The sequence below is a fragment of the Pseudomonas syringae group sp. 243L2 genome, from assembly GCF_032587875.1.
Classification (GTDB): Bacteria; Pseudomonadota; Gammaproteobacteria; order Pseudomonadales; family Pseudomonadaceae; genus Aquipseudomonas; species Aquipseudomonas amygdali.
On sequence record NZ_JAWHPL010000021.1, the window covers coordinates 425,061 to 452,044 of the forward strand.

Annotated in this window: 25 protein-coding genes and 1 pseudogene; 16 read left to right on the forward strand and 10 right to left on the reverse strand. The window is 58.5% G+C overall.

From position 1 onward, the window contains the following. Window positions 1-92: 92 nt before the first annotated feature. The 4 genes from RYB66_RS14935 to cobM are packed head-to-tail and all read left to right on the forward strand — an operon-like array spanning window position 93 to window position 2,205. Window positions 93-278 carry a CbtB domain-containing protein gene (locus RYB66_RS14935; RefSeq protein WP_002553258.1) on the forward strand — a complete coding sequence of 62 codons (186 nt, stop codon included), beginning with the start codon at window positions 93-95 and terminating at the stop codon, window positions 276-278. A gap of 10 nt (window positions 279-288) precedes the next feature. Beyond that, window positions 289-996, forward strand: a complete 708-nt coding sequence (locus tag RYB66_RS14940; protein ID WP_005780281.1) for a CbtA family protein — start codon at window positions 289-291, stop codon at window positions 994-996. Further along, entirely contained in the window at window positions 974-1,423 is a 450-nt protein-coding gene (locus RYB66_RS14945; RefSeq protein ID WP_005780279.1) for a cobalamin biosynthesis protein, read from the forward strand. The genes RYB66_RS14940 and RYB66_RS14945 overlap by 23 nt, the downstream gene beginning before the upstream one ends. A gap of 32 nt (window positions 1,424-1,455) precedes the next feature. Beyond that, the gene (cobM, locus tag RYB66_RS14950) at window positions 1,456-2,205 is read left to right on the forward strand and encodes a precorrin-4 C(11)-methyltransferase (RefSeq protein WP_316894747.1); all 750 of its coding nucleotides are present in this window, start codon (window positions 1,456-1,458) and stop codon (window positions 2,203-2,205) included. 83 nt (window positions 2,206-2,288) lie between these two features. Here the strand turns inward: cobM and RYB66_RS14955 are convergent, their stop codons facing one another. Then, on the reverse strand, window positions 2,289-5,774 hold the full coding sequence (locus tag RYB66_RS14955) for an indolepyruvate ferredoxin oxidoreductase family protein (protein ID WP_046832893.1): 3,486 nt from the start codon (window positions 5,772-5,774) through the stop codon (window positions 2,289-2,291). A 184-nt stretch (window positions 5,775-5,958) separates the two neighbouring features. Between RYB66_RS14955 and RYB66_RS14960 the strand changes: the two genes are divergently transcribed. The 3 genes from RYB66_RS14960 to RYB66_RS14970 all read left to right on the forward strand — a co-directional run bounded on the left by RYB66_RS14960 (window position 5,959) and on the right by RYB66_RS14970 (window position 8,704). Beyond that, window positions 5,959-6,426, forward strand: a complete 468-nt coding sequence (locus RYB66_RS14960; RefSeq protein ID WP_057404287.1) for an Lrp/AsnC family transcriptional regulator — start codon at window positions 5,959-5,961, stop codon at window positions 6,424-6,426. Between the two features lie 507 nt (window positions 6,427-6,933). Beyond that, window positions 6,934-7,467: a DUF4880 domain-containing protein gene (locus RYB66_RS14965; RefSeq protein ID WP_316894750.1), complete on the forward strand. Its 534-nt coding sequence runs from the start codon at window positions 6,934-6,936 to the stop codon at window positions 7,465-7,467. A gap of 100 nt (window positions 7,468-7,567) precedes the next feature. Next, the gene (locus tag RYB66_RS14970; RefSeq protein ID WP_005745182.1) at window positions 7,568-8,704 is read left to right on the forward strand and encodes a M14-type cytosolic carboxypeptidase; all 1,137 of its coding nucleotides are present in this window, start codon (window positions 7,568-7,570) and stop codon (window positions 8,702-8,704) included. 34 nt (window positions 8,705-8,738) lie between these two features. On the opposite strand, the gene RYB66_RS14975 is transcribed toward RYB66_RS14970, so the two are convergent. Beyond that, on the reverse strand, window positions 8,739-9,968 hold the full coding sequence (locus RYB66_RS14975) for an MFS transporter (protein ID WP_005745183.1): 1,230 nt from the start codon (window positions 9,966-9,968) through the stop codon (window positions 8,739-8,741). Window positions 9,969-10,074: 106 nt separating this feature from the next. Between RYB66_RS14975 and RYB66_RS14980 the strand changes: the two genes are divergently transcribed. Beyond that, window positions 10,075-10,620, forward strand: coding sequence for a TetR/AcrR family transcriptional regulator (locus RYB66_RS14980; RefSeq protein ID WP_002553247.1), 546 nt, complete (start codon window positions 10,075-10,077; stop codon window positions 10,618-10,620). Between the two features lie 79 nt (window positions 10,621-10,699). Then, on the forward strand, window positions 10,700-12,004 hold the full coding sequence (locus RYB66_RS14985; protein WP_010198740.1) for a leucine-rich repeat-containing protein kinase family protein: 1,305 nt from the start codon (window positions 10,700-10,702) through the stop codon (window positions 12,002-12,004). Between the two features lie 20 nt (window positions 12,005-12,024). On the opposite strand, the gene RYB66_RS14990 is transcribed toward RYB66_RS14985, so the two are convergent. Beyond that, a complete protein-coding gene (locus tag RYB66_RS14990) occupies window positions 12,025-12,729 on the reverse strand; it encodes a YebC/PmpR family DNA-binding transcriptional regulator (RefSeq protein WP_002553245.1) in 705 nt (234 codons plus the stop codon). 325 nt (window positions 12,730-13,054) lie between these two features. Here RYB66_RS14990 and RYB66_RS14995 point away from each other — a divergent pair, with 325 nt between their 5' ends. Next, window positions 13,055-14,695 carry a type VI secretion system Vgr family protein gene (locus tag RYB66_RS14995; protein ID WP_316894752.1) on the forward strand — a complete coding sequence of 547 codons (1,641 nt, stop codon included), beginning with the start codon at window positions 13,055-13,057 and terminating at the stop codon, window positions 14,693-14,695. Here RYB66_RS14995 and RYB66_RS15000 read toward each other — a convergent pair. Beyond that, window positions 14,635-15,408 (reverse strand): enoyl-CoA hydratase, encoded by a 774-nt coding sequence (locus RYB66_RS15000; protein WP_016982593.1) that lies wholly within the window; start codon window positions 15,406-15,408, stop codon window positions 14,635-14,637. The two genes, RYB66_RS14995 and RYB66_RS15000, sit on opposite strands and share 61 nt — an antisense overlap. 91 nt (window positions 15,409-15,499) lie before the next feature. Beyond that, window positions 15,500-16,708 (reverse strand): acetyl-CoA C-acyltransferase, encoded by a 1,209-nt coding sequence (locus RYB66_RS15005; protein ID WP_005745188.1) that lies wholly within the window; start codon window positions 16,706-16,708, stop codon window positions 15,500-15,502. Window positions 16,709-16,882: 174 nt separating this feature from the next. Between RYB66_RS15005 and RYB66_RS15010 the strand changes: the two genes are divergently transcribed. Further along, the gene (locus tag RYB66_RS15010) at window positions 16,883-17,362 is read left to right on the forward strand and encodes an LEA type 2 family protein (RefSeq protein ID WP_005780254.1); all 480 of its coding nucleotides are present in this window, start codon (window positions 16,883-16,885) and stop codon (window positions 17,360-17,362) included. A 189-nt stretch (window positions 17,363-17,551) separates the two neighbouring features. Next, window positions 17,552-18,370, forward strand: coding sequence for a glycoside hydrolase family protein (locus RYB66_RS15015; RefSeq protein WP_371913340.1), 819 nt, complete (start codon window positions 17,552-17,554; stop codon window positions 18,368-18,370). A gap of 37 nt (window positions 18,371-18,407) precedes the next feature. On the opposite strand, the pseudogene RYB66_RS15020 reads toward RYB66_RS15015, so the two are convergent. Next, a pseudogene (locus tag RYB66_RS15020) lies at window positions 18,408-18,725 on the reverse strand (hypothetical protein); the annotation flags it as partial. A gap of 553 nt (window positions 18,726-19,278) precedes the next feature. Here RYB66_RS15020 and RYB66_RS15025 point away from each other — a divergent pair. Together RYB66_RS15025 and RYB66_RS15030 are read left to right on the forward strand one after the other, a co-directional pair. After that, on the forward strand, window positions 19,279-19,521 hold the full coding sequence (locus RYB66_RS15025) for a hypothetical protein (protein ID WP_002553239.1): 243 nt from the start codon (window positions 19,279-19,281) through the stop codon (window positions 19,519-19,521). After that, window positions 19,518-22,259, forward strand: coding sequence for a beta-glucosidase (locus tag RYB66_RS15030; protein ID WP_010198750.1), 2,742 nt, complete (start codon window positions 19,518-19,520; stop codon window positions 22,257-22,259). The genes RYB66_RS15025 and RYB66_RS15030 overlap by 4 nt, the downstream gene beginning before the upstream one ends. A 16-nt stretch (window positions 22,260-22,275) precedes the next feature. Here RYB66_RS15030 and RYB66_RS15035 read toward each other — a convergent pair whose 3' ends face one another. The 3 genes from RYB66_RS15035 to RYB66_RS15045 form a co-directional block, all read right to left on the reverse strand. Beyond that, window positions 22,276-22,926: a TetR/AcrR family transcriptional regulator gene (locus RYB66_RS15035; RefSeq protein WP_316894754.1), complete on the reverse strand. Its 651-nt coding sequence runs from the start codon at window positions 22,924-22,926 to the stop codon at window positions 22,276-22,278. 22 nt (window positions 22,927-22,948) lie between these two features. Continuing rightward, window positions 22,949-24,310: an MATE family efflux transporter gene (locus tag RYB66_RS15040; RefSeq protein WP_054996269.1), complete on the reverse strand. Its 1,362-nt coding sequence runs from the start codon at window positions 24,308-24,310 to the stop codon at window positions 22,949-22,951. Between the two features lie 140 nt (window positions 24,311-24,450). Continuing rightward, on the reverse strand, window positions 24,451-24,705 hold the full coding sequence (locus RYB66_RS15045) for a hypothetical protein (protein WP_002553235.1): 255 nt from the start codon (window positions 24,703-24,705) through the stop codon (window positions 24,451-24,453). A 153-nt stretch (window positions 24,706-24,858) separates the two neighbouring features. Here RYB66_RS15045 and RYB66_RS15050 point away from each other — a divergent pair, with 153 nt between their 5' ends. Next, on the forward strand, window positions 24,859-25,176 hold the full coding sequence (locus RYB66_RS15050; protein WP_002553234.1) for a YqjD family protein: 318 nt from the start codon (window positions 24,859-24,861) through the stop codon (window positions 25,174-25,176). A gap of 88 nt (window positions 25,177-25,264) precedes the next feature. Here RYB66_RS15050 and RYB66_RS15055 read toward each other — a convergent pair whose 3' ends face one another. Then, window positions 25,265-25,621, reverse strand: a complete 357-nt coding sequence (locus RYB66_RS15055) for a hypothetical protein (protein WP_005745196.1) — start codon at window positions 25,619-25,621, stop codon at window positions 25,265-25,267. A 267-nt stretch (window positions 25,622-25,888) separates the two neighbouring features. Here RYB66_RS15055 and RYB66_RS15060 point away from each other — a divergent pair, with 267 nt between their 5' ends. Beyond that, a complete protein-coding gene (locus RYB66_RS15060) occupies window positions 25,889-26,959 on the forward strand; it encodes a M4 family metallopeptidase (RefSeq protein ID WP_005745200.1) in 1,071 nt (356 codons plus the stop codon). Window positions 26,960-26,984: the final 25 nt, after the last annotated feature.

Consider the following 26,984-nt stretch of genomic DNA (forward strand, 5'->3'; position numbering starts at 1 on the left):
CCCGCGGTGGGCGGGCGCAGTTGAAACCTTCGGCGTCTGCCGGCAGGTTCCTTTGCGCGTGGCCCGCTTGCCAATTACCAAGAGGGATCGCCATGTCGACCATCAGCAGCAGCCACGCCGCCACTACCAGCTCCACACGCACTCAACGCCTGACAGCCGCCATCAGCGCTGCGCTGCTGGGTGCATGTCTGGTGTACTTCGCCGGTTTCTCGCACATCGCGGCCGTACACAACGCCGCACACGATACCCGTCACAGCGCTGCCTTTCCTTGCCATTAAGGACTCCACAATGTTCAAGCGAATCGCACAAACTGCCGGGTTCACGGGCTTGCTTGCGGCCCTGCTGCTGACCGTGCTGCAAAGCTTCTGGGTGGTGCCACTGATCCAGCAGGCCGAAACTTACGAAAACGCATCTGCCGAACAGGTCCATGAGCATGCCGACGGCGCGGCTGCCGAGCACAGTCATGCGCATGAAGAAGCTGCCTGGGAACCTGAAAACGGCTGGCAGCGCGTGCTGTCCACCACGGGCGGCAACCTGGTGGTCGCAGTAGGCTTCGCCCTGATGCTTGCCGGGCTTTACACCCTGCGTGCGCCAGGCCGCACGGTGCAAGGCGTATGGTGGGGGCTGGCCGGTTTCGCGGTTTTTGTGCTGGCACCCACGCTTGGCCTGCCACCTGAATTGCCCGGCACAGCTGCCGCCGAACTGAGTCAGCGTCAGGCCTGGTGGATAGGTACGGCCGCATCGACTGCCGCCGGGCTGGCCTTGCTGGTATTTGGTCAGAACTGGCTGCTCAAAGCGCTGGGCGTGGCGATTCTGGTCGTTCCTCATGTGATCGGCGCACCACAACCACTGGTCCATCAGAGCCTGGCACCGGAGGCTCTGGAATCGCAATTCATGCTTGCCTCGCTGCTAACCAACGCGCTGTTCTGGATCGCGATGGGGCTGATCAGTGCCTGGCTGTTCCGCAGAAACGATGCAGACCTGCACCAGGCCTGATTCACCGACCCTTCAGCCCGGCGCATCACTGGTGGCCGGGCTGGGTTGTCGGCGCGGTTGCTCCGCAGCGACTTTGCGCGAGCTGATCGAGAACAGCCTTCGCGTGATTGGCCTGGAGATCGCCAGCGTCACTGCGCTGGCATGTATCGATCTAAAAGACCAGGAACCGGGCCTGCTTGAACTGGCCGCGCAACTGGCAGTGCCGCTGGTGTTCTTCAACGCAGCGCAACTGGTGGCGTGGGAGCTGCACCTCACCCATCGTTCTGCGCAGGTCTTCCAGACCACGGGCTGTCACGGGGTCGCCGAAGGTTCGGCACTGGCGCTGGCCGCGCAACTGGGAGACGGCACCGCCACCCTGCTGATCGAACGGCAGAAAAGCGCCAACGCCACATTTGCCTTGGCAATCAGCCCTGCACACAGCGGATAATCTCCCCGCGCTCATCCACTCCGGAGAATTCATTGACTGTCTATTTCATCGGTGCCGGCCCTGGCGATCCCGAGCTGATCACCGTCAAGGGGCAACGCCTGATTCGCACATGCCCAGTCATTATCTATGCAGGCTCACTGGTGCCGCTCGCCGTGCTGGAGGGGCATCAGGCCGTGCAGGTGACCAACAGCGCCGAGCTGCATCTGGAGCAGATCATTGAACTGATAAAGGCCGCGCATGCGCAGGGCCAGGACGTTGCTCGCGTGCATTCCGGCGACCCGAGCCTGTATGGTGCCATCGGCGAGCAGATCCGCCATCTGCGGGAACTGAATATTCCATTCGAAATCATTCCCGGCGTCACCGCGACCGCTGCCTGCGCTGCGCTGCTGGGCGTCGAGCTGACCCTGCCGGATGTTTCGCAAAGCGTGATTCTGACCCGCTATGCCGACAAGACCTCAATGCCCAGCGGCGAGGAACTGGCCAGTCTGGCCAGCCACCGGGCAACCATGGCAATTCATCTGGGGGTGAACAACCTGCAGCGGATTGTCGACGAGCTCGTTCCACATTACGGAGCCGATTGCCCGATTGCCGTGGTGCACCGCGCCAGTTGGCCGGATCAGGACTGGGCAGTTGGCACACTGGCGGACATTCACGACAAAGTGCAGGCCAAAGGCTTTCGTCGCACTGCATTGATTCTGGTCGGACGTGTGCTTGCCGACGACACGTTCAGCGAGTCCTCGCTGTACCGCGCCGGGCATGCACACCTGTTCAGACCGAACTGATATTGGCGAAGGCGGTACTCCCGGCGCTGAACACAGCGGATCACCCCGGTCGCTGCGACAAGTCGATGCGAAGCATCTCTCCGTCAGGCAGCCGCCTCGTACAACTTCGGTGCAACCACTTCGCCACTTTCCAGGCTCTTGCGCAGAATATCGGCCTGCAATGCCGCCGCTTTCATGGCGCTCTCCTTGATATAGCCATAACCACGAATTCGCTCCGGCAGACGTGCCAGGTTCAAGGCGGTATGGCGATTCTGTGCTTGCAGGTGCTGAAGAATCAGTTCGATGTCACGCACGTAACCGTCAATCAGCTCCCTCTCCTGTTTGCGCTCAAGGCTGTGGCCGAACGGATCGAGCGCTGTGCCACGAAGGAATTTGAATTTCGCCAATACATTGAAGGCGCGCAGCATCCAGGGGCCGAAACTGCGTTTGCGCGGCAGGCCGTTGTGCGGATCGCGTTTTGCCAACCATGACGGGGCCAAGTGGAATTCCAGCCGATAATCGCCTTCAAACTGCGCTTCCAGCTGGCGGGTAAACTCGCCGTTGCTGTACAGCCGTGCCACTTCGTATTCATCCTTATAGGCCAGCAATTTGAAATAGTTGAACGCAACCGCTTCAGAGAGCATCGGCTGCTGATCGGGAAACACGCGTGATTCGGTATCGCGCACACGTTGCAGCAACTCCACATAGCGCTTGGCATAGGCGCCGTTCTGATACGCCTTCAAGGTTTCGACATTGCTCTGAATACGCTGATCAAGGTCCATTGGCTGCTGCGGCTCGCTGACCTTCTGCTGCGGATTGACGAAGGCTTCGACCGCCGCAGGGTCATGGGCGGTACGACGGCCCCAGAGAAACGCCTGCTGATTGAGATTGACCGCCACCCCGTTGAGTTCGATCGCCTTTTCGATGGCCGCCGAGGTCAGCGGAATCAGGCCCAGCTGAAACGCGTAACCGAGCATGAACAGGTTGCTGGCGATGCTGTCGCCCATCAGCCGGGTGGCCAGCGATGTGGCTTCGACGAAGTGGGTCTTCGCAGCGCCGACCGCCTCGATGATGGTCTGCTTCATGGCCTCGGCCGGAAACACGGCATCCGGGTTGCGCGTAAACTCGGCAGTCGGCGTTTGCTGGCTGTTGACCACCGCGTGGGAAATCTTGCTGTCGAGCTTGGCAATCGCATCCGGCCCTGCCGCTACCAGCAGGTCACACCCCAGCAACAGATGCGCCTCCCCGGCCGCGATACGCACCGCGAACAAATCCTGCTGACGCGCTGCAATACGGATGTGGCTGACCACCGGGCCGAATTTCTGTGCCAGCCCGGCCTGATCGAGCACGCTGCAACCCTTGCCTTCCAGATTCGCGGCATAACCCAGCATCGCACCGACGGTGGTTACGCCTGTTCCGCCAACCCCCGGCAACAGAATATTGAACGGTCGCTCCAGCGACGGCAGTACAGGTTCGGGCAAGCGAGCGAACGCCTCGACTTGCTTGGGCAGTGCTGGCTTGCGCAGCTTGCCGCCATGCACGGTGACAAAGCTTGGGCAGAAACCTTCGACGCAGCTGAAATCCTTGTTACAGGCGCTCTGATCGATTTCGCGCTTGCGGCCCTGAGCCGTTTCCTTGGGCAGCACAGACAGGCAACCGGATTTAACCCCACAGTCGCCGCAGCCTTCACATACAGCCGGATTGATCAACGCACGCTTTTCCAGATCCGGCATGGTGCCGCGTTTGCGACGGCGGCGCTTTTCGGTCGCGCAGGTCTGATCGTAGATGATCACCGATACGCCTTTGAACTCACGCAGCTCGCGCTGCACGCTGTCCAGATCACGCCGATGATGAAAGGTAGTAATCGGCGCGAAATCCTGTCGACTCGGGTACTTGTCCGGCTCGTCGGAGACCAGCGCAATACGCTGCACGCCCTCGTTGAACACCTGGCGGCTCAGTTGATCGACGCGCAGTACTCCGTCGATTGGCTGGCCACCGGTCATGGCAACGGCATCGTTGTAGAGAATCTTGTAGGTGATATTGACCTTGGAGGCCACGGCTGCACGCAGCGCCAGATGCCCGGAATGAAAGTACGTGCCGTCGCCCAGATTCTGGAAGACGTGAGGTGTTTCGGTGAACGGTGCCTGACCGATCCAGGTCACGCCCTCGCCGCCCATCTGGGTGAAGGTATCAGTTTCCCGATCCATCCAGATGGTCATGTAATGGCAACCGATCCCGGCCAGGGCGCGACTGCCTTCCGGCACACGTGTCGACGTGTTGTGCGGGCAGCCGGAACAGAAATGCGGAGTGCGTTGGGTGTTGAACAGCGGAGCCTGAAGTGCCTGTTCCTTGTCGCTGAGAAACTGTAGACGTGCCTCGATCTGCGGGCTGCTGTAGAACGGCGCAAGACGCTTGGCGATGACTCTGGCGATCATCGCCGGGGTCAACTCGCTGAGGTTCGGCAGCAGTGAGCGGCCCTGTTCATCGAACTCACCGACCACCACCGGGCGGCGGTCCACGGGCCAATTGTAAAGCTGCCCGGTCAGTTGATCTTCGATGACACTGCGTTTTTCCTCGACCACCAGAATTTCGTCCAGCCCTTCGGCAAAGTCGTGCACCGAGACCGGTTCCAGCGGCCAGCTCATGCCGACCTTGAGCACGCGAATCCCGACCCTGTCGCACAGTTCCTGATCGATACCCAGCTCTTCAAGCGCCTGACGCACATCCAGATAGGACTTGCCGGTAGTAATGATGCCCAGCCTGGGCTGCGCAGAATCGATAACCACCTTGTTGAGCTGATTGGCACGCGTGAAGGCTCTGGCCGCGTAGATCTTGTAGGTGTTGAGCCGCGCTTCCTGGGCCAGCGGCGGATCCGGCCAGCGGATGTGCAAACCGCCTTCCGGCAGTGCGAAATCTTCCGGAATGCGCGTTTTGACCCGCAACGGGTCAACCTCGACCACGGCTGAAGAATCCACGTTCTCGGCAATGGTCTTCATCGCGATCCAGCAACCGCTGTAACGCGACAATTCCCAGCCGATGATGCCGTAGTCGAGAATTTCCTGAACATTGCTGGGGTTGAGTACCGGGATCATCGAAGCGATAAACGCATGTTCGCTCTGATGGGCAATGGTCGATGATTTGCAGCCGTGGTCATCGCCCGCAAGAATCAGCACACCGCCATTGGCTGCAACGCCTGCCGAGTTGCCGTGCTTGAAGACATCCCCGCAACGGTCCACGCCCGGGCCTTTGCCGTACCAGAGGGCAAACACGCCATCGTATTTGCCGTGGGGGAACAGGTTGACCTGCTGACTGCCCCAGACGGCCGTAGCCGCCAGTTCTTCGTTGATGCCCGGCTGAAAATGGATGGCGTTTTGTTGCAGGTAGTCCTTGGCGTCCCAAAGGCTTTTGTCCAGATTGCCCAACGGCGAGCCGCGATAGCCGGAAATAAAACCGGCGGTATTCAGGCCCTGCGCTTCATCACGTTGTTTTTGCAGCATCGGCAGGCGAGTCAGGGCCTGTGTGCCGGTCAGGTACAGATTACCGGTGGCAAGCCGGTATTTATCATCCAGACGAATATCAGCCAGAGACATGCGGATACCTCTCTTGTTCTTGTCTTGTTCTTATAGGTGTCAGGCTTTTGCGCAGGGACGGTCCAACCCGGCAGCCTTGCAACTAGACTGCCAGCAGCAAAGAGGCTTTTTCTTTCTAAATGCGTGCAAATCTGCTGATATTGAGCATGCTTTTTTCGACCAGAACAAAAAACAAGGTCAATTCATGCAGCCTAAATTGAGCCCCATCGATCGCAAGATTCTTCGTCTTCTGCAACATGACGCCAACCTGTCTGCGGCAGAAATCGCCGAACGGGTCGAGTTATCGCAATCGCCCTGCTGGCGGCGCATCCACCGGCTTCAGGAAGACGGAGTGATAGAACGCACTGTCGCCCTGCTCAGCACTCAGAAGCTCGGCCTGAGCATGACCGTGTTTGTCGAGGTCAAGCTGTCGGGCCATGGCCGGCGCTATCTGGCCGAATTCGAAGAGGCAATCATCGGCCACCCGGAGGTGCTGGAGTGCTACACCATGGCCGGGGGGATGGATTTCATGCTCAAGGTGGTTGCCCAGGACATCGCCAGCTATGAGCGCTTCCTGCGCGATCATTTGCTGCAGTTGCCGCACGTACATGAGGCCCATTCGAACATTGCCATGAGCACGGTGAAACGCACCACGGAGTTGCCGCTGGACTAGAGGGTGTCGGGTGGGAACAAAAAAGAAAAATCCGCCGAGCAGGCGCTGGCGGATTATCTGTATCGATGAGGGCAATAAAAACATTTGACTTGCAAATGATAATGATTATTATTGCATCAGCGGGTCGCGAGATCCGCTGGATAACCTGGAAGTCTTAGGTCGGCTTCCTGATTATCTCCTCATCAGGCTAATCACGGTTTTTGACCCGGCTTTTTGCCGGGTCTTTTTTTTGGTTCTTTCTTTTGGTTCTTTCTTTTGGTTTCGCTGCTTCAGGCTAATGAAGTCTGGGTACTGCGCAGGTGTGTAGCAATGGCGCAGATCATAGCAAAGCAACCCTGATACGGGTCATGTTTTTGCAGCGAAAATGCCCGGATAAGGCATATAAAAAGTAAATGCTGCAACTTTTCACTTGAGAATGATTCTCGTATTCACTAGTCTACTCTTGTCACGGACGATGCCTGTCATTGCAAGGAACAATCCCCATGGAAGATCAGCGAGCGATACATCATGAGTAATCAGCTCCCTTCTTTGCTGCACCTCCCCGCCCGCCTGCCTGAGCCGCAACCCGCGCCGCAGGTCATCGAACTCGGCCACCGGCTTGGCAAGCTTTCGCGCCGTACCCGGCAGATATTTCTGCTCAGTCGGCTCGACGGTCTGGCGTATGCCGACATCGCCCGTTTCATGGATGTCGATATCGCCCGGGTAGAGCGCGCGATGCTTCGCGCACTGGGCAAGGCACATCTTCAAAGCACCGATGACAGCCGTGCCATTCAGGACCAGGCCAGCCGCTGGTATGTGCACTTGCAGAGCCCTGCTGCAACGGCCAGTGAACGCATCGAATTTCGCCACTGGCTGGACGCCGATGCTGCACACCTTTCAGCGTTCCAGAACAGCGAGCGCATGTGGCGCCAGTTGCAGGCACCCGCCCTGTTGCTCGGTACGTCCGGCTGGCATCGGCGCAAGCGACGTGCCTATCTGGTGTGGTGCCTGCTGACGGCATTCATCTGCAGCCTGATGGTCACAGCCGAGGCTATTTCCTGACACAGGATGACCGCTGCGATGAAGTTTACGTCGCAAGGTGCCCGGTTGATCGGTGTACAGTAGCGGCCTGAAAAGGCATCTACGTAAGCAGGCACCTATCTTGACCCTCACGATCAGTTCAGATTTCGACAGTGGCAATATTCAGGTTCTCGACGCAAGCGACCCCGCGCATATAAGCCTGGCGATCCGGCCAGACACGCAAAGCGCGCATTTCCAGTGGTTTCATTTCAAGGCTGACGGCCTGAACGTCGGCCAAACCTATGGTTTCAGCCTGACCAATGCCAGCGAGTCCACCTTCAACAATGCCTGGACCGGCTACAACGCCGTAGCGTCCTACGACCAGCAGAGCTGGTTTCGGGTGCCGTCCGGTTTTGACGGCAAGGCACTGAACTTCAGCCTTGCGCCTGACCAACCGCAGGTCTGGTTTGCGTATTTCGAACCCTACAGCCGTGAGCGCCATGACCGGCTGATCGAACAGGCACAGGAAAAGGCCGGCGCACACTTGCTGGCTGTCGGCAAAAGTGTCGAGGGTCGTGATATTCAGCTGCTGCGCAAAGGCGACAGTGCCGAAGGCAAGCGCAAGATCTGGATGATTGCCCAGCAGCATCCCGGCGAGCACATGGCTGAATGGTTCATGGAAGGCGTGATCGAACGCCTTCAGCAAAAAGACGACGCAGTGCTGCAACAATTACTCGCCAACGCGGACCTGTATCTGGTGCCTAACGTCAACCCGGACGGCGCCTTTCATGGCCACTTGCGTACCAATGCCAACGGCAAGGATCTCAACCGCGCGTGGCAGGACAGCACTGAAGAACAAAGCCCGGAAGTCTTCTTCATCAAGCAGCAGATGGAAAAATACGGCGTGGACATGTTCCTCGACGTGCACGGTGACGAGGAAATCCCTTACGTATTCACCGCCGCGTGTGAGGGCAACCCGGGGTACACCGCGCATCAACGCCAGCTTGAAGAGCGCTTTCGCAGCCGTCTGTGCGAGGTTAGCGACAGCTTCCAGACGGTCTACGGCTACCCGCGCAGCGCGCCCGGCCAGGCCAATATGAACCTGGCGGCAAATGCCGTGGGCGAACGCTATAAATGCCTGGCGCTGACGCTGGAGATGCCGTTCAAGGACCACGATAACGCGCCGGACCCGGTAACAGGCTGGTCAGGCAAACGCTCCGCGCAACTGGCCGGGGATGTATTGACCGTGCTGGCCGAGATGGTTAACGACCTGCGCTGAAGACTCCCGCCTGTCGGCAAGCCGAAATGCCCACTTAAACGTGGGCATTTTTGTTTTTGCTGGCTGTACGGCGCACGATCAAACTCGCCAATGCGATTAATGCCAGCGTGATCACCACTGCTCCGTAGACATTGCTCGTCATCACCAGCCCTGCCGAGTGGGCAAAGAACCCGGCAACCAGTGCCGGTATGCAGAAGGCCAGGTAGCTGAGTACCAGAAAGGCTGACATCAGCCCTCCCCGCTCATGGGCATGCGCGGTTGGCATGAGCATGCGCAGTGCACCGAGAAAACTTGATCCGAAACCGATGCCCGCCACCACGGCACCGACGAAGAACAGCCACAACATGCCCAGGTTGACCGCCAGTAGAATGACCGCCACACCGAGCGGCAAAAAGCTTGCGCCTACCCACAATCCCAGCACCGGCTCGCGCTGACGCAAGCTCAGAATCGCCAGCGCGCCACTGAGCGTCAGCGCCGCAACCGCCAGGCCACCGTTGAGTGGCGAGTTCGAGCCAGTCGCCGCGGCCAGCAAGGATGGGCTCAGCGACAGAAAAAAACCGCCCAGTGCCCAAGCTGCTATATCCACCGGCAGTACCAGCCATAACATACGCCGCGACTGCTGCGGAACGTGCAGCGATGGCTTGAGGGATTGCCAGACGCCTGGCTGGCGGCTGACGGTTTCTTCCACTCGACCAAGGTAAATCGCTTGCGCCACAAAGGCGGCCAACAGGAAGCAGTAACCCAGCACCAATGGTAACGGCGCGAACTGCACCAGCAGTGCCGTGCCCAGTGCACCCACCGCCATGCCGAGCATGGGCGAGATGCTGTTGATCAGCGGCCCTTTGACTGAATCGCTGTCCAGCAAGGCAGCCCCCAATGCACTGGCAGCAAGTCCTGTAGCAAACCCCTGCAACAGACGCGCGGCCATCAGCCAGCTAACATCGCTGGCAAAAATGAACAGCAACATCGAAACGATTTGCAGCAGCAAGGCACCGAAAATCACCGGACGCCGCCCCAGGTAATCAGACAACGAGCCACCGATCAGCAAGGCGGCCAGCAGGCTGAATGCATACACTGCAAAAATCAGGGTGAGCACGCCGGACGAGAAGCCCCACGCCTCCTGATACAGATGATAAAGCGGCGTGGGTGTGCTGGACGCGGCAAAGAAGCACAGTGTGGTGAAGGCCAGAAACCCGAGATGGCTTCGCGCCCGGCCATCAGACTTGAGGTCTGATAGCGTCGAACCTTGTGAAGGAAGGGACATGAATACGCTCTCCGCCAATGCAACCTGTTAAAGCCATAAATTAGCTTTTGCGGAGTGTGCGACGCAGGAGCGCTTAAAGCAAATACTTTGTGTTAAGGTCCGCCGTATGGCTATCAAAGAAGCAGTACGCACCGGAGGCCGCAGCGCCCGCGTGCAGGAATCCATTCACCGCGCGGTCCGCGACTTGTTGCTGGAGCATGATCGTTCGGCGCTCAGCGTGCCAATGATCGCGCTCCGGGCGGGCGTTACGCCGTCGACCATTTATCGCCGCTGGGGTGACTTGACCACCTTGCTGGCAGACGCCGCCATTGAGCATCTGCGCCCTGATGCGCCAATAGATCAAGGCAGTCTGCACCAGGACCTGCTGACCTGGAGCGAAATGTATCTCGACGAAATGTCTTCGACTCCAGGTCGCGCCCTGATGCGCGATGTGGTCGCCAGCACCTCTGGCTGTGTCGGCAGGTGCGCGGCAATGGTCCGTGAGCAATTGCAGGTGATGATTGATCGTGCGACTGCTCGCGGCGAAGCCTCGCCGACCGCCGACGACCTGATTGATGCCATCGTTGCGCCGATGATCTATCGGATTCTGTATTCCGAATCGGCCCCCACGCCCGAACGCGTGCGTCAATGGGTCGAGCGCTGCCTGAGTTGAGGCAACACTTGCTGCAGTCAGTGGCTGAAACTCCCGTTATGATGCGCGCCTTGTCCGATATCAATGACCGAGCCTATTCATGCACACCCTCGCAGATCTACGCGCCGGCAAGCTGGCAGGTATCAAACGGCTTGACCTTTCCTGCGGCCTGAGCGAATTCCCGGTCGAGGTATTCGACCTGGCGGACACCCTAGAAGTATTGAACCTCAGCGGCAACTCGTTGACTTCGCTGCCTGACGACCTGTGCCGCCTTACCCGGCTGCGCGTGCTGTTCGCGTCAGACAACGCGTTCACGCACCTGCCGGAAAGCATCGGCCAATGCCAGCAGCTGCAGATTGTCGGCCTCAAGGCCAACCGCATTGAACAGGTCAGCGCCGCAGCACTGCCACCGCGCCTGCGCTGGCTGATACTGACCGATAACTGTATCGAGTACCTGCCTGATGAACTGGGCCGTCGCCCGGACCTGCAAAAGCTTATGCTCGCTGGCAATCGGTTACGTGCATTGCCCACGACCCTCGCTGATTGCCACAAACTGGAGCTGATCCGCATTGCGGCCAATCGCCTGACCGAGCTGCCGGACTGGCTGCTGAGCCTGCCTGCCCTGGCATGGCTCGCCTATGCCGACAATACACTGTGCGCCGAGCACCGGGCCGAGCCGATCCGTCAGATCCCGTGGCATCAGTTGAGCATCGGTCAGCGCTTGGGCGAAGGCGCTTCCGGGATCATTCAGCAGGCGCTCTGGCAGCACGCAAACAGTGAGCGAATGACGGCGGTCAAGCTGTACAAAGGCAGTGTCACCAGCGATGGCTCACCGCTCAATGAAATGGCCGCCTGCATCGCCGCTGGCCGTCACGCCAACCTGATCGAGGTGCTCGGGCAAATCAGCGGGCATCCCGATCAACAGCGTGGCCTGGTCATGGAACTGATAGCGCCCGACTTCGGCAATCTTGCCGGGCCGCCGACCCTGGAGTCCTGCACCCGCGATGTCTATGCCCGCGAAACACGCTTTTCGCTGCCGGTGCTGTTACGTATCGCCGAAGGCATCGCGTCGGTCACTGCGCACCTGCATGCCAACGGCATCACGCATGGCGATCTTTATGGCCACAACATTCTTGTGCAGGAAGATGGCAACTGCCTGCTGAGCGACTTCGGCGCGGCGTCGTTTCACCCATCAGCGGTACAGGGAAAGGCGCTGGAGCGCATCGAAACACGGGCATTCGGTATCTTGCTGGGAGAATTGCTGGAGCGTTGCGATGCAGATGAGCAGAACCAGAACGTCATCGAGGGGCTAAGGGCGCTTCAGGCGAGTTGCGTACAGACTGATTGCCAGCGACGACCGTCACTGGCGGAGATTCTTCTACAGATAAAAGCATGGAGCGCGTAAAGCGCTCCATTACACAGTGATCAGCCTGCAAGACCCACGTACACGTTCTGCACGTCGTCGTGATTGTCGATGGCTTCGAGAAACGCTTCGACTTCGGCCATCTGCTCCTCGGTCAGACCATCCACGGTGCTTTTCGGGCGATAACCCAATTGCGCCGACTGCACGGTGAAACCAAATTCAGGGAGCGCCTTGCAAACCGCATCCATGTCTGTGGATTCGGTCAGGAACAGCGTAGCGCCCTCCTCAGCCGACTCGAAATCCTGGGCACCGGCTTCGATTGCCGCCAGCTCCGGGTCGGCATCCGCTGCTGCAGGGACAGCCTCGATCATGCCCTGATACAAAAAGTCCCACGAAACCGAGCCCGCAGCACCCAACTGGCCCTTGCGGAACAGCACACGAATTTCCGAGACCGTACGATTGATGTTGTCGGTCAGGCACTCGACGATCACCGGTACGCGATGCGGCGCAAAGCCTTCGTAGGTCAGACGCTCGAAGTTGACGCTCTCGCCCAACAGGCCTGCGCCTTTCTTGATGGCACGCTCCAGGGTTTCGCGCGGCATCGAGGCCTTTTTGGCCTGTTCCACTACCAGCCGCAGACGCGAGTTCATGTCCGGGTCTGCGCCAGCGCGTGCGGCGATCATGATCTCCTTGGACAGCTTGCCAAACGTGCGTCCCTTGGCATTGGCTGCCGCTTCTTTATGCTTGACCTTCCACTGTGCGCCCATGTCTGCTCTCTTGATTCGCTAGGCACCTCGCCGCCTGCGTCTGCACGACTGACAGAACGCGGCGCTGGCAAGGCGCTGAAAAAGGGTCACCGGCAAATATCCTGTCCGGCGCGGCGCATTTTATACGCGATCACGGCAGATGAAACCCCCGCCGCGCACATTGCTCGAACGAACTCGCCAAGATGGCTGCCAATCGGGCCGACGGCAATCATCCGCTTTCCATCACTGCTTGTAGTCTTTTTCCGAAAAACCTTGCAGCAATGCTTTTAGGCCAAGGTATTCCGTAACCTGCGCACCCTGATTTTGAAGGTAGAGAGCCCCGCAGATGCGCAAGGACCTGCAAATGCCAATCATACTGGCGATTACCGACTGCCAGACGGATCTGCATGTCATCAGCTTCACCGGCCGTGATGCTCTCAATGAAGCGTATCGCTTCGATATCTGGCTGATCGGCGACCCTCTTCTGGATGTGCGCAGCCTGCTGCACCGAGAAGCGTTTTTGAGATTCGGTGAGCGTCGCAGCGGCGTGCATGGCCAGATCTGCCATGCGGCCCGAATCCACAGCGGGGTTCGTGTGAGCCTTTATCACCTGATCCTGATGCCCAGCCTTGGCAAGCTTGCCGCCCATCGGCGCCGACGCATCTATCAGGATATTGCGCCTCCTAAGCTGATCGCTCAGTTGCTTGAAATACACGGCATTGGAGCAAACGCTTACCGGTTCGAGCACATGAACGGTCTTTACCCGGCAAGACCGCTGCATATCCAGTACGACGAAAGCGATCTGCACCTGCTGCAACGCCTGTGCGAGGAAGAAGGCATTCATTTCCGTTTCGCACATCGTCAGAGCGGCCATCGACTGGTGTTCTCGGATGACTCTGCAAGCTTTCCGGCGCAGCCAGTACCCTTTCGCTTCAAACGTCAGGAACAGTCAGGCACATCGACCGGGACGCTCTTGCACATGGCAGAAGTACTGACGCTTCCAAGCGCTTCGCGACAACTAGTCCGAGACCTGAAACAGACGCAGCCCCGCTCGTCAAAGCACGGCGAGAACGCCAGAACACCCGCAGCCAATCATGCATTTCAACCGCCAGACGTTCGTGGCGCAATCAACCGGGAAGAGGCGCTGAGTCGCCAGCGCGGTATGCGCGAGCTGGAACGCCTGCGCTGCGAACGGCGCGAGGTCAGCGGGCACAGCAATCGCCCTGGCTTGCGCAGTGGCGAAGTCATTCAGGTGCTTGATCACCCGGAGCCATTGCTTAATGATCAATGGCTGCTGACCGAAGTGCTTCACGCAGGTCGGCAATTACAGGTGCTGAGAGGGGCCGCCGCCAAAGATGCCCTGGTAATCCTGCGCATACTCGCCGACGAGCAGCGCTCGTCACCTGCGGCCGCACAGCTGTCAGGCAATGGCTATGGCAACCGTTTCAAGGCCATCCCCTGGGCGATGCCGTTTCGCCCCTCAGTCAGACATCCTCGGCCGGCCGCCACGGGCGATCATATAGCCACGCTGCAAGACAACGCCACGTACGCAGAACAGCCCGGTTATCGACCGGTTCGTTTCGACTGGCAAGCACAACACCACGCAGACCGACCCAGCCAGCGCTGGCCGATGGCGCTGGTCGCCTGCCGCGAGATTCATCACTTGCTACCTGGCTCACGCGTACTGGTCCGTTACCTGGACAATAATCCCGAGCGCCCGGTCATCTGCGCAGCCCTGTCACCAGCTGAACACGCGTCGCAAGACAGTCTGTGGCACGGCGACCTGTCTGCAGAACCAGCCGATTGCATTCGTCTTGCGAGCGGCGAGCACCTGCGCATTACAACAGACAGCGAGTTGATTGTTCGCGGGCAGACGGCAGAACTGCACATTGATGCACAGCGCATCCTGATTCTGGGTCGCGTAGATCAGCAGTCCTTGAAATCCGGCTGGCGCTTGTCGATGAACGCGTTCATGCCCTCCTTCTGATCGTGACTGGCGAAGGCTGCGTGAAACACCCGGCGCTCGAACCGGATGCCTTCGGCCAGACTGACCTCGAACGCGCGGTTGACGCTCTCCTTGACCATCATCGCCACCGGCAGGGACTTGCCGGCGATCACCGCCGCTACCGCGAGGGCTTCAGACAGCAACTGTTCAAGCGGCAAAACCCGCGCAACCAGCCCGGCACGTTCGGCTTCGTGAGCATCGATCAGGCGACCAGTCAGGCACATTTCCATGGCTTTGGCCTTGCCGACAGCGCGGGTCAGACGCTGCGTCCCGCCCATGCCCGGCAACACACCGAGATTGATCTCCGGCTGCCCGAACCTGGCGTTTTCAGCCGCCAGAATAAAATCGCACATCAACGCCAGCTCACAACCGCCACCCAACGCAAAACCGGCCACTGCCGCCACGATGGGTTTGCGCCGCGCGGCCACCCGATCACTTTCGCGAAACAAGTCGTCGAGGTAGATTTGTGGGTAGGACAGGTCGACCATTTCCTTGATATCGGCACCGGCCGCAAAGGCTTTTTCCGAGCCGGTCAGCACGATGCAGCCGATGGCACTGTCTGCTTCGAACTGGTCGAGTGCGTGGTTCAACTCGTCGATCAATTGAGCATTCAATGCATTAAGTACCTTGGGACGGTTCAGCGTAATCACGCCAACCTTACCTATAATCTCACTTAGAATTGTCTCGTAAGACATTGATAACTATCCTTTTAAATTAATAACCATGCACAAGCATAAAATCTAGAATCTACATTCGAAAAAAATCGTAAGTCTTTGAATAAATTATCTAATCGATGATTTCAATGGCGACAGCGGTGGCCTCTCCGCCACCGATGCAAATCGCCGCCACCCCGCGCTTGAGCTGCCTGCGCTGCAAAGCCGCCAACAGCGTCACAATGATCCGCGCGCCCGAAGCGCCTATCGGATGACCCAGCGCGCACGCCCCACCGTTGACATTGACCTTCTCGTGCGCAAGGCCCAGTTCACTCATCGCTACCAGCGGCACGACTGCAAACGCTTCGTTGATCTCAAACAGATCGACGTCATCCAGCGCCCAGCCTGTCTTGCTCAGCAGACGCTGAATGGCGCCTATCGGTGCGGTTGGAAACAGGCCCGGCTGGTCGGCAAATGCCGCATGTGCGTAAAACACCGCCAAGGGCCGCAACCCTCGCCGCTGCGCCTCGGACTGACGCATCAACAGCAGTGCTGCGGCGCCATCGGAGATTGAGCTGGAGTTGGCTGCCGTAACCGTGCCGCCCTCGCGAAAGGCGGGTTTGAGCGTCGGGATCTTGTCCGGACGCGCCTTGGGCGGTTGTTCATCGTGAATGATCTGCCTGGACTCTTTACCCACGGTGACCTGCACCGGCACGATTTCTGCGTCGAAATGACCATCGGCAATGGCCTCCTGCGCGCGGGCCAGTGACGCCAGAGCGAACGCATCCTGTGCCTCGCGACTGAAACCGTTCGACCCGGCGCAGTCTTCGGCGAAGGTACCCATCAGCCGACCCGGCTCATAGGCATCCTCAAGGCCATCCAGAAACATATGGTCCAGCACCTTGCCGTGCCCCATGCGGTAGCCATTGCGAGCGCGATCCAGCAGGTAAGGTGCATTGGACATACTCTCCATGCCGCCAGCCACTACCACCGCCGTGCTGTCTGCCATCAACAGGTCATGGGCCATGATTGCGGTCTGCATACCGGAACCGCACATCTTGTTGACCGTGCTGCAGAGCGTCGCATTGCGTAGCCCGGCCCCGAGTGCAGCTTGTCGAGCGGGCGCTTGACCGAGGCCCGCCGGCAGCACGCAACCAAACAGCACATGCTGCACGTCTGCACTTTCAATGCCTGCCCGCTCAACGGCCGCGCGGATGGCGATCGAACCCAGTTCTGTGGCACTCAGGCTCTGCAGATCACCCTGAAAACCGCCCATGGGCGTGCGCGCAGCGCTGACAATGACCACAGGGTCTTGATGAAGGGGTGTCCTTTCGATGGACATGATTATCTCCAGTCTTGTTTTTATAGGATCGGTCGAATCATCAACCTGCTGCCTTGCGGACGCAATGGTTGAAACAGGCAGATTAGCGGGTATCACGGCATTGCGCCCGACAGGACGAATCTCTCATGGCAGACGAGGTCTGAAGATGACTGAACCCGACGCTGGAGCACACGAATGTCGCTACGCCCGATCCGCGCCCTGCTCTCAGGCCTGCTTATCCTTGGTTTGAGCGCGTGTGCACTCATCCCCCATCGAGACCCGCTGACGATCAACGTCGTCGGTATCGAACCCGTTCCCGGGCAGGGACTTGAACTGCGCATGGCGGTCACATTGCGGGTGCAGAACCCGAACGAAACCGAGATCAACTACACCGGTGTGGCGCTGGATCTGGACGTGAACGGTAAGCTGCTCGCCTCTGGTGTGAGCAACCAGAAAGGCACCGTAGGACGCTTCTCCGAGGCGGTGCTGGTGGTGCCGGTCAGCGTGTCGGCGTTCGCCGCCTTGCGCCAGGCACTGGGGCTTAGTCAGAGCCAGCGTTTGGACAATCTGCCCTATACACTTCGCGGCAAGCTGGCTAGCGGCTTGTTCGGTACGATGCGCTTCAGTGACAGCGGCACGCTGGATTTGCGCCAGGCAGAGGGAGATCCCTGGTAACCAGTCATTACGGGTAGTAATGCCTGTCAGGGTTTGGCAACGTAAACGGGGCGATACAGGTGGCATGCTTTCTGCTGGCTGACTGCTGAGCATGCTCCATGCCTCCCCACCCTCAAGGAAGATTTGCCAATGACCCCGCAGAACCCGTCAGCACGTTTTTTCCCGACCTTTCTGGCTCTTGTGACGCTGATGCTCAGCCTGTGCATGGCACCGACATGGGCTGCAGAAAAAAGCGCCAAGCGCGGCATTGCCTACGACATCGCCCTACCCGCCGACCTGAGTGCGTTATCTTCGGGCGTGAGCTGGTGGTACAACTGGAGCCCCAAGCCCCACGACCGCCTGGCGTCCTACGACTACGCCTCAATGTACGGTGTGGATTTCATCCCGATGGTATGGAACGGCAACGTTGACGACGGTCAATTGAAGCAATACCTGCTGGCCCATCCCGCCATCCGCTATTTGCTGGTGATCAATGAGCCGAATCTGCTCGACCAGGCCAACATGACGCCCGAAGCGGCGGCCAGCTTCTGGCCGAGGCTGGAACAGATCGCTGCCCAGACCGGCGTAAAACTGGTGGGGCCAGCGATGAACTGGGGAACCATGCCGGGCTACGGCGACCCGGTGGTATGGCTTGATGCCTTCTACACAGCCTATCGATCGATGAATCAAAATCGCGACCCGCGCATCGATTACCTGGCTTTTCACTGGTACGACTATGGTTTGCCAGGAATGCTCGATCGGCTGTCGAAGTACGGAAAACCCTTCTGGGTCACCGAGTTCGCCAATTGGCACGCCCTGGATGACGGTGCGCAGATTGATACGGTCGAAAAGCAGAAGCAGCAGATGGCCGAGATGGTTGCCACGCTTGAGCAGCGCCCGGACGTGTTCAGGTACGCCTGGTTCACTGGCCGGATGAACCCGGACCCGCACTTTTCCAGCCTGTTGAACAATGAGGGTAAGCTGACCGAACTGGGCCAATACTACCTCTCGTTGCCGTATAACGAGTGACACTGCGTTGAGTGACCACAGGGTCTTCACAGCTGGCAAGCGAGGCTGCGCCAATCTCGGTCAGGCCACTGATGATGTGCTGGGTATAAGGAAATGACTGATCGGGCTCCAGGACTCTTGCGGAGATCAGAAGCCCTTCCCTGACCAGCGTGTCGACCGCTCCCACACAAACGTGGATGGCCGGGGCACGAGCGTACGCGCGCACCAGCTCCCGGTAGATCTGACCAAACGTAAGCTTTTGGGGTTTGCTCAAGCACAATCGCTTGACGATGCTCAAGATCGCGAGGTCAACGCGTGGACATTCGTAACTCACCGTATTTGCCTTTAACTTAATGAAGCCTGACGCGCAAAACAGTGGACACCCGATACCGTTCTTCCCGACCTGCACAACACACGCTCAACCTTAAATAAAGCCGTTCACAAATCGTCAATTTTTGCGCACTTTTTAGAACACTCTATTTATTGAAGCGCATTCAAAAACAATCATTGAGCTCATCAATATTTTATAGAACCGCCCTGAATAGACTATTAGTCGCTTGTGTTGAACGCACGCAAAAGCGTCAGAATGCAAAGCTTACCAGATCACTAAACCTAACGACAATTAGGTTTACTAAAAAGCAATTAAAAACTAAAAATTACAATTTTTTTAACAATTAAAACCAATTTAATAGCGAAAATTGCTATTTAAACCTGTAAAAATCATCACCCCAATTGTTTTTCGTCAAGAAAAACCCGATGAAGGCCAACTGACATCATTTAATAAAAACAGGGTTAGTAATACTTTATCTACCGGTGAACTTTTTACTGTCGCGTCGGACTTACTGTTCAGCCAAGCGATGTGTCATTGCGACAGCCGTCTGTTTTTCTCCTGCAAACCATTAATCGAGATGCAATCGATGACTAGAACCATGCTGTCTGTTTTCAGTGCAGTACTTTTGTGCGCGCACAGTGTCTGCGCACTGTCAGCGGACTCAACTTCCAGCACAAATACCGCTGTGTCCGATCAACAGATCCGGACGCAGGTGGAAGCCAAGCGCGACCAGTTATCAGGCGCTGACAAGATCAACCCGGCTCAACAACAGAGTTCGTCGTCCCTGCTCGAAGCGCCAGTGGACACCGACGACGCCCCTGCCCAGGCACAACGACCATGAACAACCTCAATCAACCGATCACATCGACCGGAAGGACACTTGCCTTGTCAGCCTTCAAACAGACGCTGAGCCTGAGCCTGCTGACGTTCAGCGTCATGCAGGCCAACCTTGCGCTCGCCGCCGTGACCCCGGCGACCGGTAACGCAGTCGAAGCGCGCGTCAGCTCGATTCTCGACAACATGAACCAGTCGGAAAAGATCAACTTCACTCGCGTCGACGACGGCCACATGATCCCTTCCCTGCTCAAGTGGGGCATCAAGGGCACCGTGGCGTATGACTCGTCCATGGGCGTACACGTCAACAATGCCACGTTCGGTGCTCAGTACCCTTCGCAGTCGGCGCTGGCAGCGACCTGGAGCATCAACCGGGCCAAGGAATTCGGCCTGGCCATCGCTTATGAGACACGGATTTCCGGCGGCCAGCAGATGCTGTCGCCAGGCGTCAACCTGTACCGCACGCCCTACAACGGTCGTTCGGCAGAATATGTCAGCGGTGAGGACCCGTTCCTCGGCGCGGTACTGGCACCGGCCATTGTCAACGGCATTCAGGCCCAGGGTATCCAGGCCAGCGGCAAGCACTACCTGGCCAACGAGCAGGAAGCCAATCGTCAGGCAGTCGACATCAAGGTTGATGAGCGCACCCTGCGTGAACTGTACCTGCCGGGCTTCGAGTCGATGGTGAAGAACGCCAATGTCGCCTCGATCATGTGCGGCTTCAACAAGGTCAACGGCGACTATGCCTGTGAAAACCATCACCTGATCACTGAAGTGCTCAAGGGCGAATGGGGCTATCAGGGCATGGTCATCAGTGATTTCAACGCCATTCACGATGCGTTCAAGGGCGCATGGGCCGGTACTGACATCGACATGCCATCCGGCCTGCAGTTTACCGAAGCCAAACTTCTGCCTTACCTGTGGAGCGGGCAACTGACCCAGAACGTGATCGACGACAAGGTCAAACGTAACCTGCGCGCCATCGTCAGCTACGACCTCCAGGAAAACCTCAACACCGCCAAGACTCTGGAGCATCCCGAGTACGGCATGCGCGCTGCACTGAATACCGCGCGCGAATCCATCGTATTGCTGCGCAACGAAAACACCGCTGCGGGCAAACCGTTGCTGCCGCTGGCGCGCTCGGCGAAAATCGCTGTGATTGGCAACTGGGCCCACGATGTCCCTGCATCTCCTTTTGGCACTGCGAACTCGCCGCCCAACAGCTATGTAACCGAGCTGAGCGGCCTGCAGCAACTGGCGTCCAGCAGCTCCGATGTCACCTACCTTTCGGAAATGAGCCTGAATCCGGCCAGTTCGGTGTGGTATCAGCCAGCAACCGGCGACAACGGAATCAGCAACGCCGGGGTAAAAGCCGAGTACTTCTCCAACACCACCTTTTCCGGCGACCCGGTGCTGACGCGCGTGGAACCAGGCTTGAACCTGAACTGGACCACCGGCAGCAACGTCACCAACGCAGGCAGTACTGCGGTGTCTGGCTTCAGCCCGTCACCCGGGGCATTCTCGGCGCGGTTTACCACCACCATCAAACCAACCGTCTCGGGCGCTCAGGTGTTCAAGGTGCGAGCAGACGGCCCTTACAAACTGTGGGTCAACGATGAACTCGTTCTGCAGAGCGATGGCGTGCCTTACTCCGGTGACGTCGTGAACGCGCTGACAACGTCGGGGAAAACCGCAGCATTGTCGGCTGGCAAGACCTACAGCGTGAAGCTGGAATACCAGCGTGTACAAGGCAACTTTATCCCTGTGCTGGGTAGCCTGACGGGCGTGCAGATGAGCTGGGCGTCGTTGCGTCCGCCAAAAGACCTGTCGAAATACGATGCAGTTGTGGTTGCTACAGGGAACACGTCCGAGAACGAAGGCGAAGGCTCTGACCACGGTTTCGATCTGCCCGATCAACAGGCTGAGCTGATCAGCTTCGTTGCCAAGGCCAACCCCAACACCATCGTCGTCATGCACGGCGGCGGCGTGGCCAACATGCAGCCTTGGGCAAACAAGGTGGGCGCTACGCTGCAAGCCTGGTTCCCGGGCCAGCAAGGCGGTCAGGCGCTGGCCGAGATCCTCTATGGCAAGGTCAACCCGTCGGGCAAGCTGCCGGTCACAATCGACAAGAAAATCGAGGATAACCCAAGCTATGCTTCCTATCCGGACCCGGCGGCCTATCGCGGCAACAACCCGCTGACCGAAATGACCTACAGCGAAGGCCTGTACATGGGTTATCGCGGCTATGACAAGAAACACGCCAAGCCGCTCTACCCGTTCGGTTACGGCCTGTCCTACACCACGTTCAGCTACAGCGACCTGAAACTGTCGACCAACGTGCTGACGCCGGGCTCGACAATCGACGTCAAATTCACCGTGACCAATACGGGTGACAAGGCAGGCTTCGAAGTGGCACAGCTATATGTGCAGCCGGTCAAACCTGCGGTGGACCGTCCGGAGAAAGAGCTCAAGGGCTTCACCAAGGTGTACCTTCAGCCCGGCGAGAGCAAGACTGTCAGCGTACCGATAGACTCCCGCTCCCTGGCCTACTACGTCGACAAGACGGCAAGCTGGGACGTGGACGCCGGGAAGTTCAAGATTCTTGTGGGGGCAGACTCGGAGAACCTGACCCTCAACAGGACGCTGATCACCCTGTACCCGGAAAAACTGACCACTCGTGACAGCAACCCGCTGCCACTGCCACTGCGCAAGGCAGTCCAGGTCAGCGCGGCACAGACTTACTGATGCACCCCGTCAAGGCTCAGGGATGAGCCTTGATGTCCCTGCCCAGACGCTGCACGTAGATATCGAAAGCCGCCATGACATCCACGTCTTGCGGGCTTCTCAGCCACTGAATCTGCAAACCGTCCATGACCGAGAAGATTTCCTGGGCCAGGGCTTTGACATTGATGTCGGCACGCACCTCACCCGCCTCTATCAACGCGTGCAAATGGCCGCGTGCATGCTCATGGGTCAGCTGGAATCGCTCGCGGTGCCATGTCCACGCAGGGTGCGACTTCGACAGGCTCTCGGTATTCATCAGCAGTGCCGCCTGACACTCGTCAGCATTCTCGATACTGAAGCTCATGCTCAGTTTCAGAAATTTCAGAAACCCTTCAAGCGTCGGTTCGGTCACCAGATCCTGGAAGCGTGACGTAACCCGCTGATCCCTGCGCTCCAGCAACGCAGCGAGCAGGGCTTCCTTGTTGGGGAAATGGTGCAGCAAGCCGACGGTGGTAATACCGGCAAGCAATGCAACCTCGCGCATTGATGCACTCGAATAACCGTCCCTGGCGAAAACAACCGTGGCGGCATCCAGCAAAGCCTTTCTGCGCATGTCGCCCTTGGGCGCACGACGGCGCTTGGGCGCAGCTGTTTCTTCGGATTCATTCCCTGATTCTTCGATAACCATAAAAACCTGATAACGCCTTGATTCAATGTACCCCGATGCTGGAAACCGGGGTCCTGCTGGTGAAAAACCGCTTCGCTGTCAGTGAAGCCGTGGTGATGGAGATCAACGCAATGATCGCATTACCGGTAAACATGCCAGGCAACGCACCGCTGCTTCCAAACCAGTGAATGCCGGCGAACACGAAGGGCACGGTACCCGCTGTTGCCCTGAGCCAGGCAAACACCGCCACCCACCATGATTTGTTCATGGTCATGAATACGGCGATGGCGACGAAATCCAGACCAATCAAAACCCAGAGACCGCCGCCCCACAAGCAAAAGGCCATGAACACAGCGCGGGCCTCGGCTCCCAGCTGGTAGAGATCGGCAATCATGCCGCCACACAGCACCAGCATCAACCAGACTGCCAGCCCGTAACAGACCACCAGCCGTCGAGTAAAGATGACCGCAGAGCGCACGCGATCGTCGCGGTTCGCACCAATATTCTGGCCAAGCACCGGGGCCAGCGCGCCAGGCAAAGCAAAAAAGGCGCAATACGAAAACTGCAGGACCCGATCCAGCACCGCCATGGCGGCCAGGGCGGAGGTGCCGAATGCCGAAAGCGAGGCGACAAGATAAGCCAAACCGACCGGCGTCGCCAGATTCGCCGCCATGGCAGGAAGCGCAAGCCTGAAGGTACGCACGGCATGCAGGCGCAGCAGTTTCAGATTGCGCGTGAAAACCATCCCTATGCGGCTGCGCACCCAATACAGCCCGATGGACGCGGACACCGCTGCCGATATGGCAAAGGCGATGCCTGCGCCGTTCAGCCCCAGGTCCAGCACAAAGATAAACAGCGGGTCTGCGACCGCCAGCGTGGCGGCCGCTGAGAGCACCACTGCCAGCGCCCGACGGTTATCACCGGTGGTTCTGAGCATCTGCGCCGACATCTGCATCACGGCCTGTAGCACGGTAAAAGGCAGTGTCAGCCAGATGAAACTGCGCGCCGCCTCGTAAGTGGCCGCCTCGGCCCCAAGCCAGTGGGTAATCGGCACCACCAGCGCCAACTGTGCGGCAGACGCCAGACCGGCGACCATGACCACCATCAGCATGAGGCTGCCGGTCAGTCGAGGTATGGACTTGACCGCGCGATGGCCGATGCGCTCCGACAACACCGAAGTCGCAGCGATGATCACACCGGTCACCAGCGCGCTGTTGAAAAAAATCAGCACCTTGGCGATGCCGACTGCAGCCAGAAGCACAGGATCATGCAGCATCGAGACATAGACCAGCGTGAGTATGTCGACAAGAAAAATCGCAAACAGGCTCAAGGCACTGGTACTGGCGGTGATGACGATGTGGCGCGCTACGCTGCCCTGGGTGAATCTTGCGCTGGCTTGGGCCATCAATGTTCTCAAAAGGCCTGAATCAGCCCGGCATGCAAGGCATTCCCATGCAGGGGCATGAGGAATGGAAATTTGTAACCGTCATGCCAACGCTGGCACGAGCAACGATTACCGCCAAATGCGAAGGCCGCTGTCGCAGGCTACTTGCTCGCCGCTACCAGACGATTCACTTCACTGCGTACCATGTTGGCGTATTCCGGCGGGCTCATCGTGTCCAGTTCGGAACGTACCCATTCGGACCACTTGCCCTTGCGCTTCGCGCGCTCGCCCATCAAGCGAGCAGCCTCACTCTTGGCCTTGCCCAGATTGCTCTGCCAGAGGTCGAACAAACGGGATTTCTCGTCTTCAAGAGCGGTACGTTCGGGGAGCGGCCGATTGGCCAGATTGAAACTCATCACAGTCACCTACGGCTAAAAACGGCTGCATCTTACACCCGTAAGGGGCGTTACCTGCAGAGTCTTGCGTCGGCTCATTCAAGCAATTGCAACTTTTCAGGATGCGCGAGACTCCATTGGTCACTGTTGCCATCACTTGAAAGGAAGATACCCATGGCTCGTAAGACCCCTGCTCAACAAGCTGCCGATCAAATCAAGGATCAGGCATTCAGTGACCTGCAGGCACTGATCGAAGAATCCGACAAATTGCTCAAGGAAAGCGCTGCGCTGGTCGGCGAAGAAGCAGAAACGCTGCGTGCACAACTGAGCCTCAAGCTGAAGCAGGCACTGGACTCGATGGCCAGCGTGCGCGACCGCACCAAACCAGTCGTTGAAGCGACCGAAACCTACATCGGTGGTCACCCGTGGCAAACCGTGGCTATTTCTGCAGGCTTCGGCCTGGTAGTCGGCCTGTTGCTGGGTCGTCGTTGATCGATAGCCGCTGATGCGAAACATCGCGGGCCTGGGTACGGGCCCGCAATGCTTGATGCTGTTGTAACGATGGTGTAGGTCTGATGAATTACCTTAAGCGGGCGTGCTGTACCACCGACGGCTCGGCAAACCGGTGGGATTTGCTCACTTTGGCCTGCAACAACACGCGCTGTTCCTCGGCCTGGGCCTGGCTTTCATAAGGTCCGATCAACAATTGCTGCTTACCGTCGATGTCCACGATGACCGGGGCATAACTGCGTTCCAGCAGCCAGGCACTGGTATCGCTCACCGCTTCGCGCGAATTCATCTGAATGAACCACTGTGGCGTGGAGACCGGAGCAGTAACCGCCGCATCCTGGGCTTTTTCCCTGGCGGGCGCACTCGAGCTGCCTGCATCGCATCCGGCCAGAGCCAGCACCACTATCATCATTACCGTCTTGCGCACGTAGGTCTGCTCCTCGTCTGAAGTGGCGCGAGTCTAACATTCCCGCAACGCCCGTTGATGGACTGTGTCGAGGTGTCGCATGCCCGGCCAAAGGGCTTTGGGCACTGGCCATGCGCTGTTCTCGCAACAATCAGTTATATTTTTTGCGATCACTGGTCATGTGATCAGATATTTCTTTGCATATAAACGCAACATGAAGTGTCAAACGCCTGCGACCATGTTGACCGATGGCTTGCCGCCGTTGGTGCATTAGAACAGGAGTTCATCATGTGCGACGACCGTAACCCCCTGCATTGCTTCATTCCGCCTTATATGCTCGAGCGTATGGCGCAGTCCCCAAAGACTCTGGTAAGCGCCCGGGCCATTGCCAACCTGACGAGCAGCTCGGCGTTCCTGGCATCACGACTTTCAGCCCGAACCATGCCCTCCATGCACGCGATCAAATCGCCTGACGGTCGAAAGCACCGCGTGATTCACGATGCCAAGGGAACCGACGATCTTCCCGGCGCTGTGGCTCGCAAGGAAGGCCAGGCCCCGACTGGTGACAAGGCAACCGATGAAGCCTACGACGGTTCCGGCGATGTCTACGATTTCTACGCAGAACTGTTCGAGCGTAATTCGCTGGACGACAGTGGCATGTCGCTGGTGTCTACGGTGCACGTCGCCGAGGTGGACTTCAATGGCGACCACGTACCGCTGAGCAATGCCTACTGGAATGGCAGCCAGATGGCGTATGGCGACGGCGACGATCTGGTCTTCAAGCGCTTCACCGGCAGCCTGGAAGTAATCGGCCATGAACTGACCCACGGTGTGCAGAGTTTCACCTCGAATCTGGATTACCGCGGACAATCCGGAGCCCTCAATGAGCATTTCGCCGATGTCTTCGGCATGCTGGTGCGTCAATGGAAACAGGGCACCAGCGCCGCCGAGTCGGACTGGGTAGTCGGCAAGGAATTGCTAGTGCCCGCTCCTACACGACGGGGCATTCGCGACATGGAAAAACCGGGCACCGCCTATTCCAACGATCCGGACCTGGGCGATGATCCGCAACCGGCAACGATGGCCGACCTGTACACTGGCGCCAAGGACCGCGGCGGCGTACACATCAATTCGGGCATCCCCAATCGGGCGTTCGTGCTGGTCGCCAAGGCGTTGGGCGGAAATGCCTGGGAAGTAGCGGGCAGAATCTGGTATGAAACGATGCTGGAGCTGGCCTCTGACAGTCAGTTTGTCGACTGCGCCAGAGCCAGCATAAAAATCGCCTCGGATTCACGCTTCGGCCCTAAAGCCAAAAAAGCCGTACAAGCGGCCTGGAAGGAAGTCGGGGTCAAGGTTTAGCCGAAGTGCGACCACCACAAAGGTG

Excerpts from the sequence above, each read along its gene's own strand:
- RYB66_RS15060 (WP_005745200.1), top strand. The coding sequence starts at position 25,889 with ATGTGCGACGACCGTAACCCCCTGCATTGCTTCATTCCGCCTTATATG.
- RYB66_RS14990 (WP_002553245.1), bottom strand. The coding sequence starts at position 12,729 with ATGGGCGCACAGTGGAAGGTCAAGCATAAAGAAGCGGCAGCCAATGCC.
- RYB66_RS14940 (WP_005780281.1), top strand. The coding sequence starts at position 289 with ATGTTCAAGCGAATCGCACAAACTGCCGGGTTCACGGGCTTGCTTGCG.
- RYB66_RS15035 (WP_316894754.1), bottom strand. The coding sequence starts at position 22,926 with ATGGTTATCGAAGAATCAGGGAATGAATCCGAAGAAACAGCTGCGCCC.
- RYB66_RS15040 (WP_054996269.1), bottom strand. The coding sequence starts at position 24,310 with ATGGCCCAAGCCAGCGCAAGATTCACCCAGGGCAGCGTAGCGCGCCAC.
- RYB66_RS15025 (WP_002553239.1), top strand. The coding sequence starts at position 19,279 with ATGCTGTCTGTTTTCAGTGCAGTACTTTTGTGCGCGCACAGTGTCTGC.
- RYB66_RS14995 (WP_316894752.1), top strand. The coding sequence starts at position 13,055 with ATGCGCAAGGACCTGCAAATGCCAATCATACTGGCGATTACCGACTGC.
- RYB66_RS14975 (WP_005745183.1), bottom strand. The coding sequence starts at position 9,968 with ATGTCCCTTCCTTCACAAGGTTCGACGCTATCAGACCTCAAGTCTGAT.
- RYB66_RS15010 (WP_005780254.1), top strand. The coding sequence starts at position 16,883 with ATGTCGCTACGCCCGATCCGCGCCCTGCTCTCAGGCCTGCTTATCCTT.
- RYB66_RS14955 (WP_046832893.1), bottom strand. The coding sequence starts at position 5,774 with ATGTCTCTGGCTGATATTCGTCTGGATGATAAATACCGGCTTGCCACC.
- RYB66_RS15050 (WP_002553234.1), top strand. The coding sequence starts at position 24,859 with ATGGCTCGTAAGACCCCTGCTCAACAAGCTGCCGATCAAATCAAGGAT.
- RYB66_RS14945 (WP_005780279.1), top strand. The coding sequence starts at position 974 with ATGCAGACCTGCACCAGGCCTGATTCACCGACCCTTCAGCCCGGCGCA.
- RYB66_RS14980 (WP_002553247.1), top strand. The coding sequence starts at position 10,075 with ATGGCTATCAAAGAAGCAGTACGCACCGGAGGCCGCAGCGCCCGCGTG.
- RYB66_RS14935 (WP_002553258.1), top strand. The coding sequence starts at position 93 with ATGTCGACCATCAGCAGCAGCCACGCCGCCACTACCAGCTCCACACGC.
- RYB66_RS15045 (WP_002553235.1), bottom strand. The coding sequence starts at position 24,705 with ATGAGTTTCAATCTGGCCAATCGGCCGCTCCCCGAACGTACCGCTCTT.
- RYB66_RS15030 (WP_010198750.1), top strand. The coding sequence starts at position 19,518 with ATGAACAACCTCAATCAACCGATCACATCGACCGGAAGGACACTTGCC.
- RYB66_RS14960 (WP_057404287.1), top strand. The coding sequence starts at position 5,959 with ATGCAGCCTAAATTGAGCCCCATCGATCGCAAGATTCTTCGTCTTCTG.
- RYB66_RS15015 (WP_371913340.1), top strand. The coding sequence starts at position 17,552 with ATGCTCAGCCTGTGCATGGCACCGACATGGGCTGCAGAAAAAAGCGCC.
- RYB66_RS15000 (WP_016982593.1), bottom strand. The coding sequence starts at position 15,408 with ATGTCTTACGAGACAATTCTAAGTGAGATTATAGGTAAGGTTGGCGTG.
- RYB66_RS14985 (WP_010198740.1), top strand. The coding sequence starts at position 10,700 with ATGCACACCCTCGCAGATCTACGCGCCGGCAAGCTGGCAGGTATCAAA.
- RYB66_RS15005 (WP_005745188.1), bottom strand. The coding sequence starts at position 16,708 with ATGTCCATCGAAAGGACACCCCTTCATCAAGACCCTGTGGTCATTGTC.
- RYB66_RS14965 (WP_316894750.1), top strand. The coding sequence starts at position 6,934 with ATGAGTAATCAGCTCCCTTCTTTGCTGCACCTCCCCGCCCGCCTGCCT.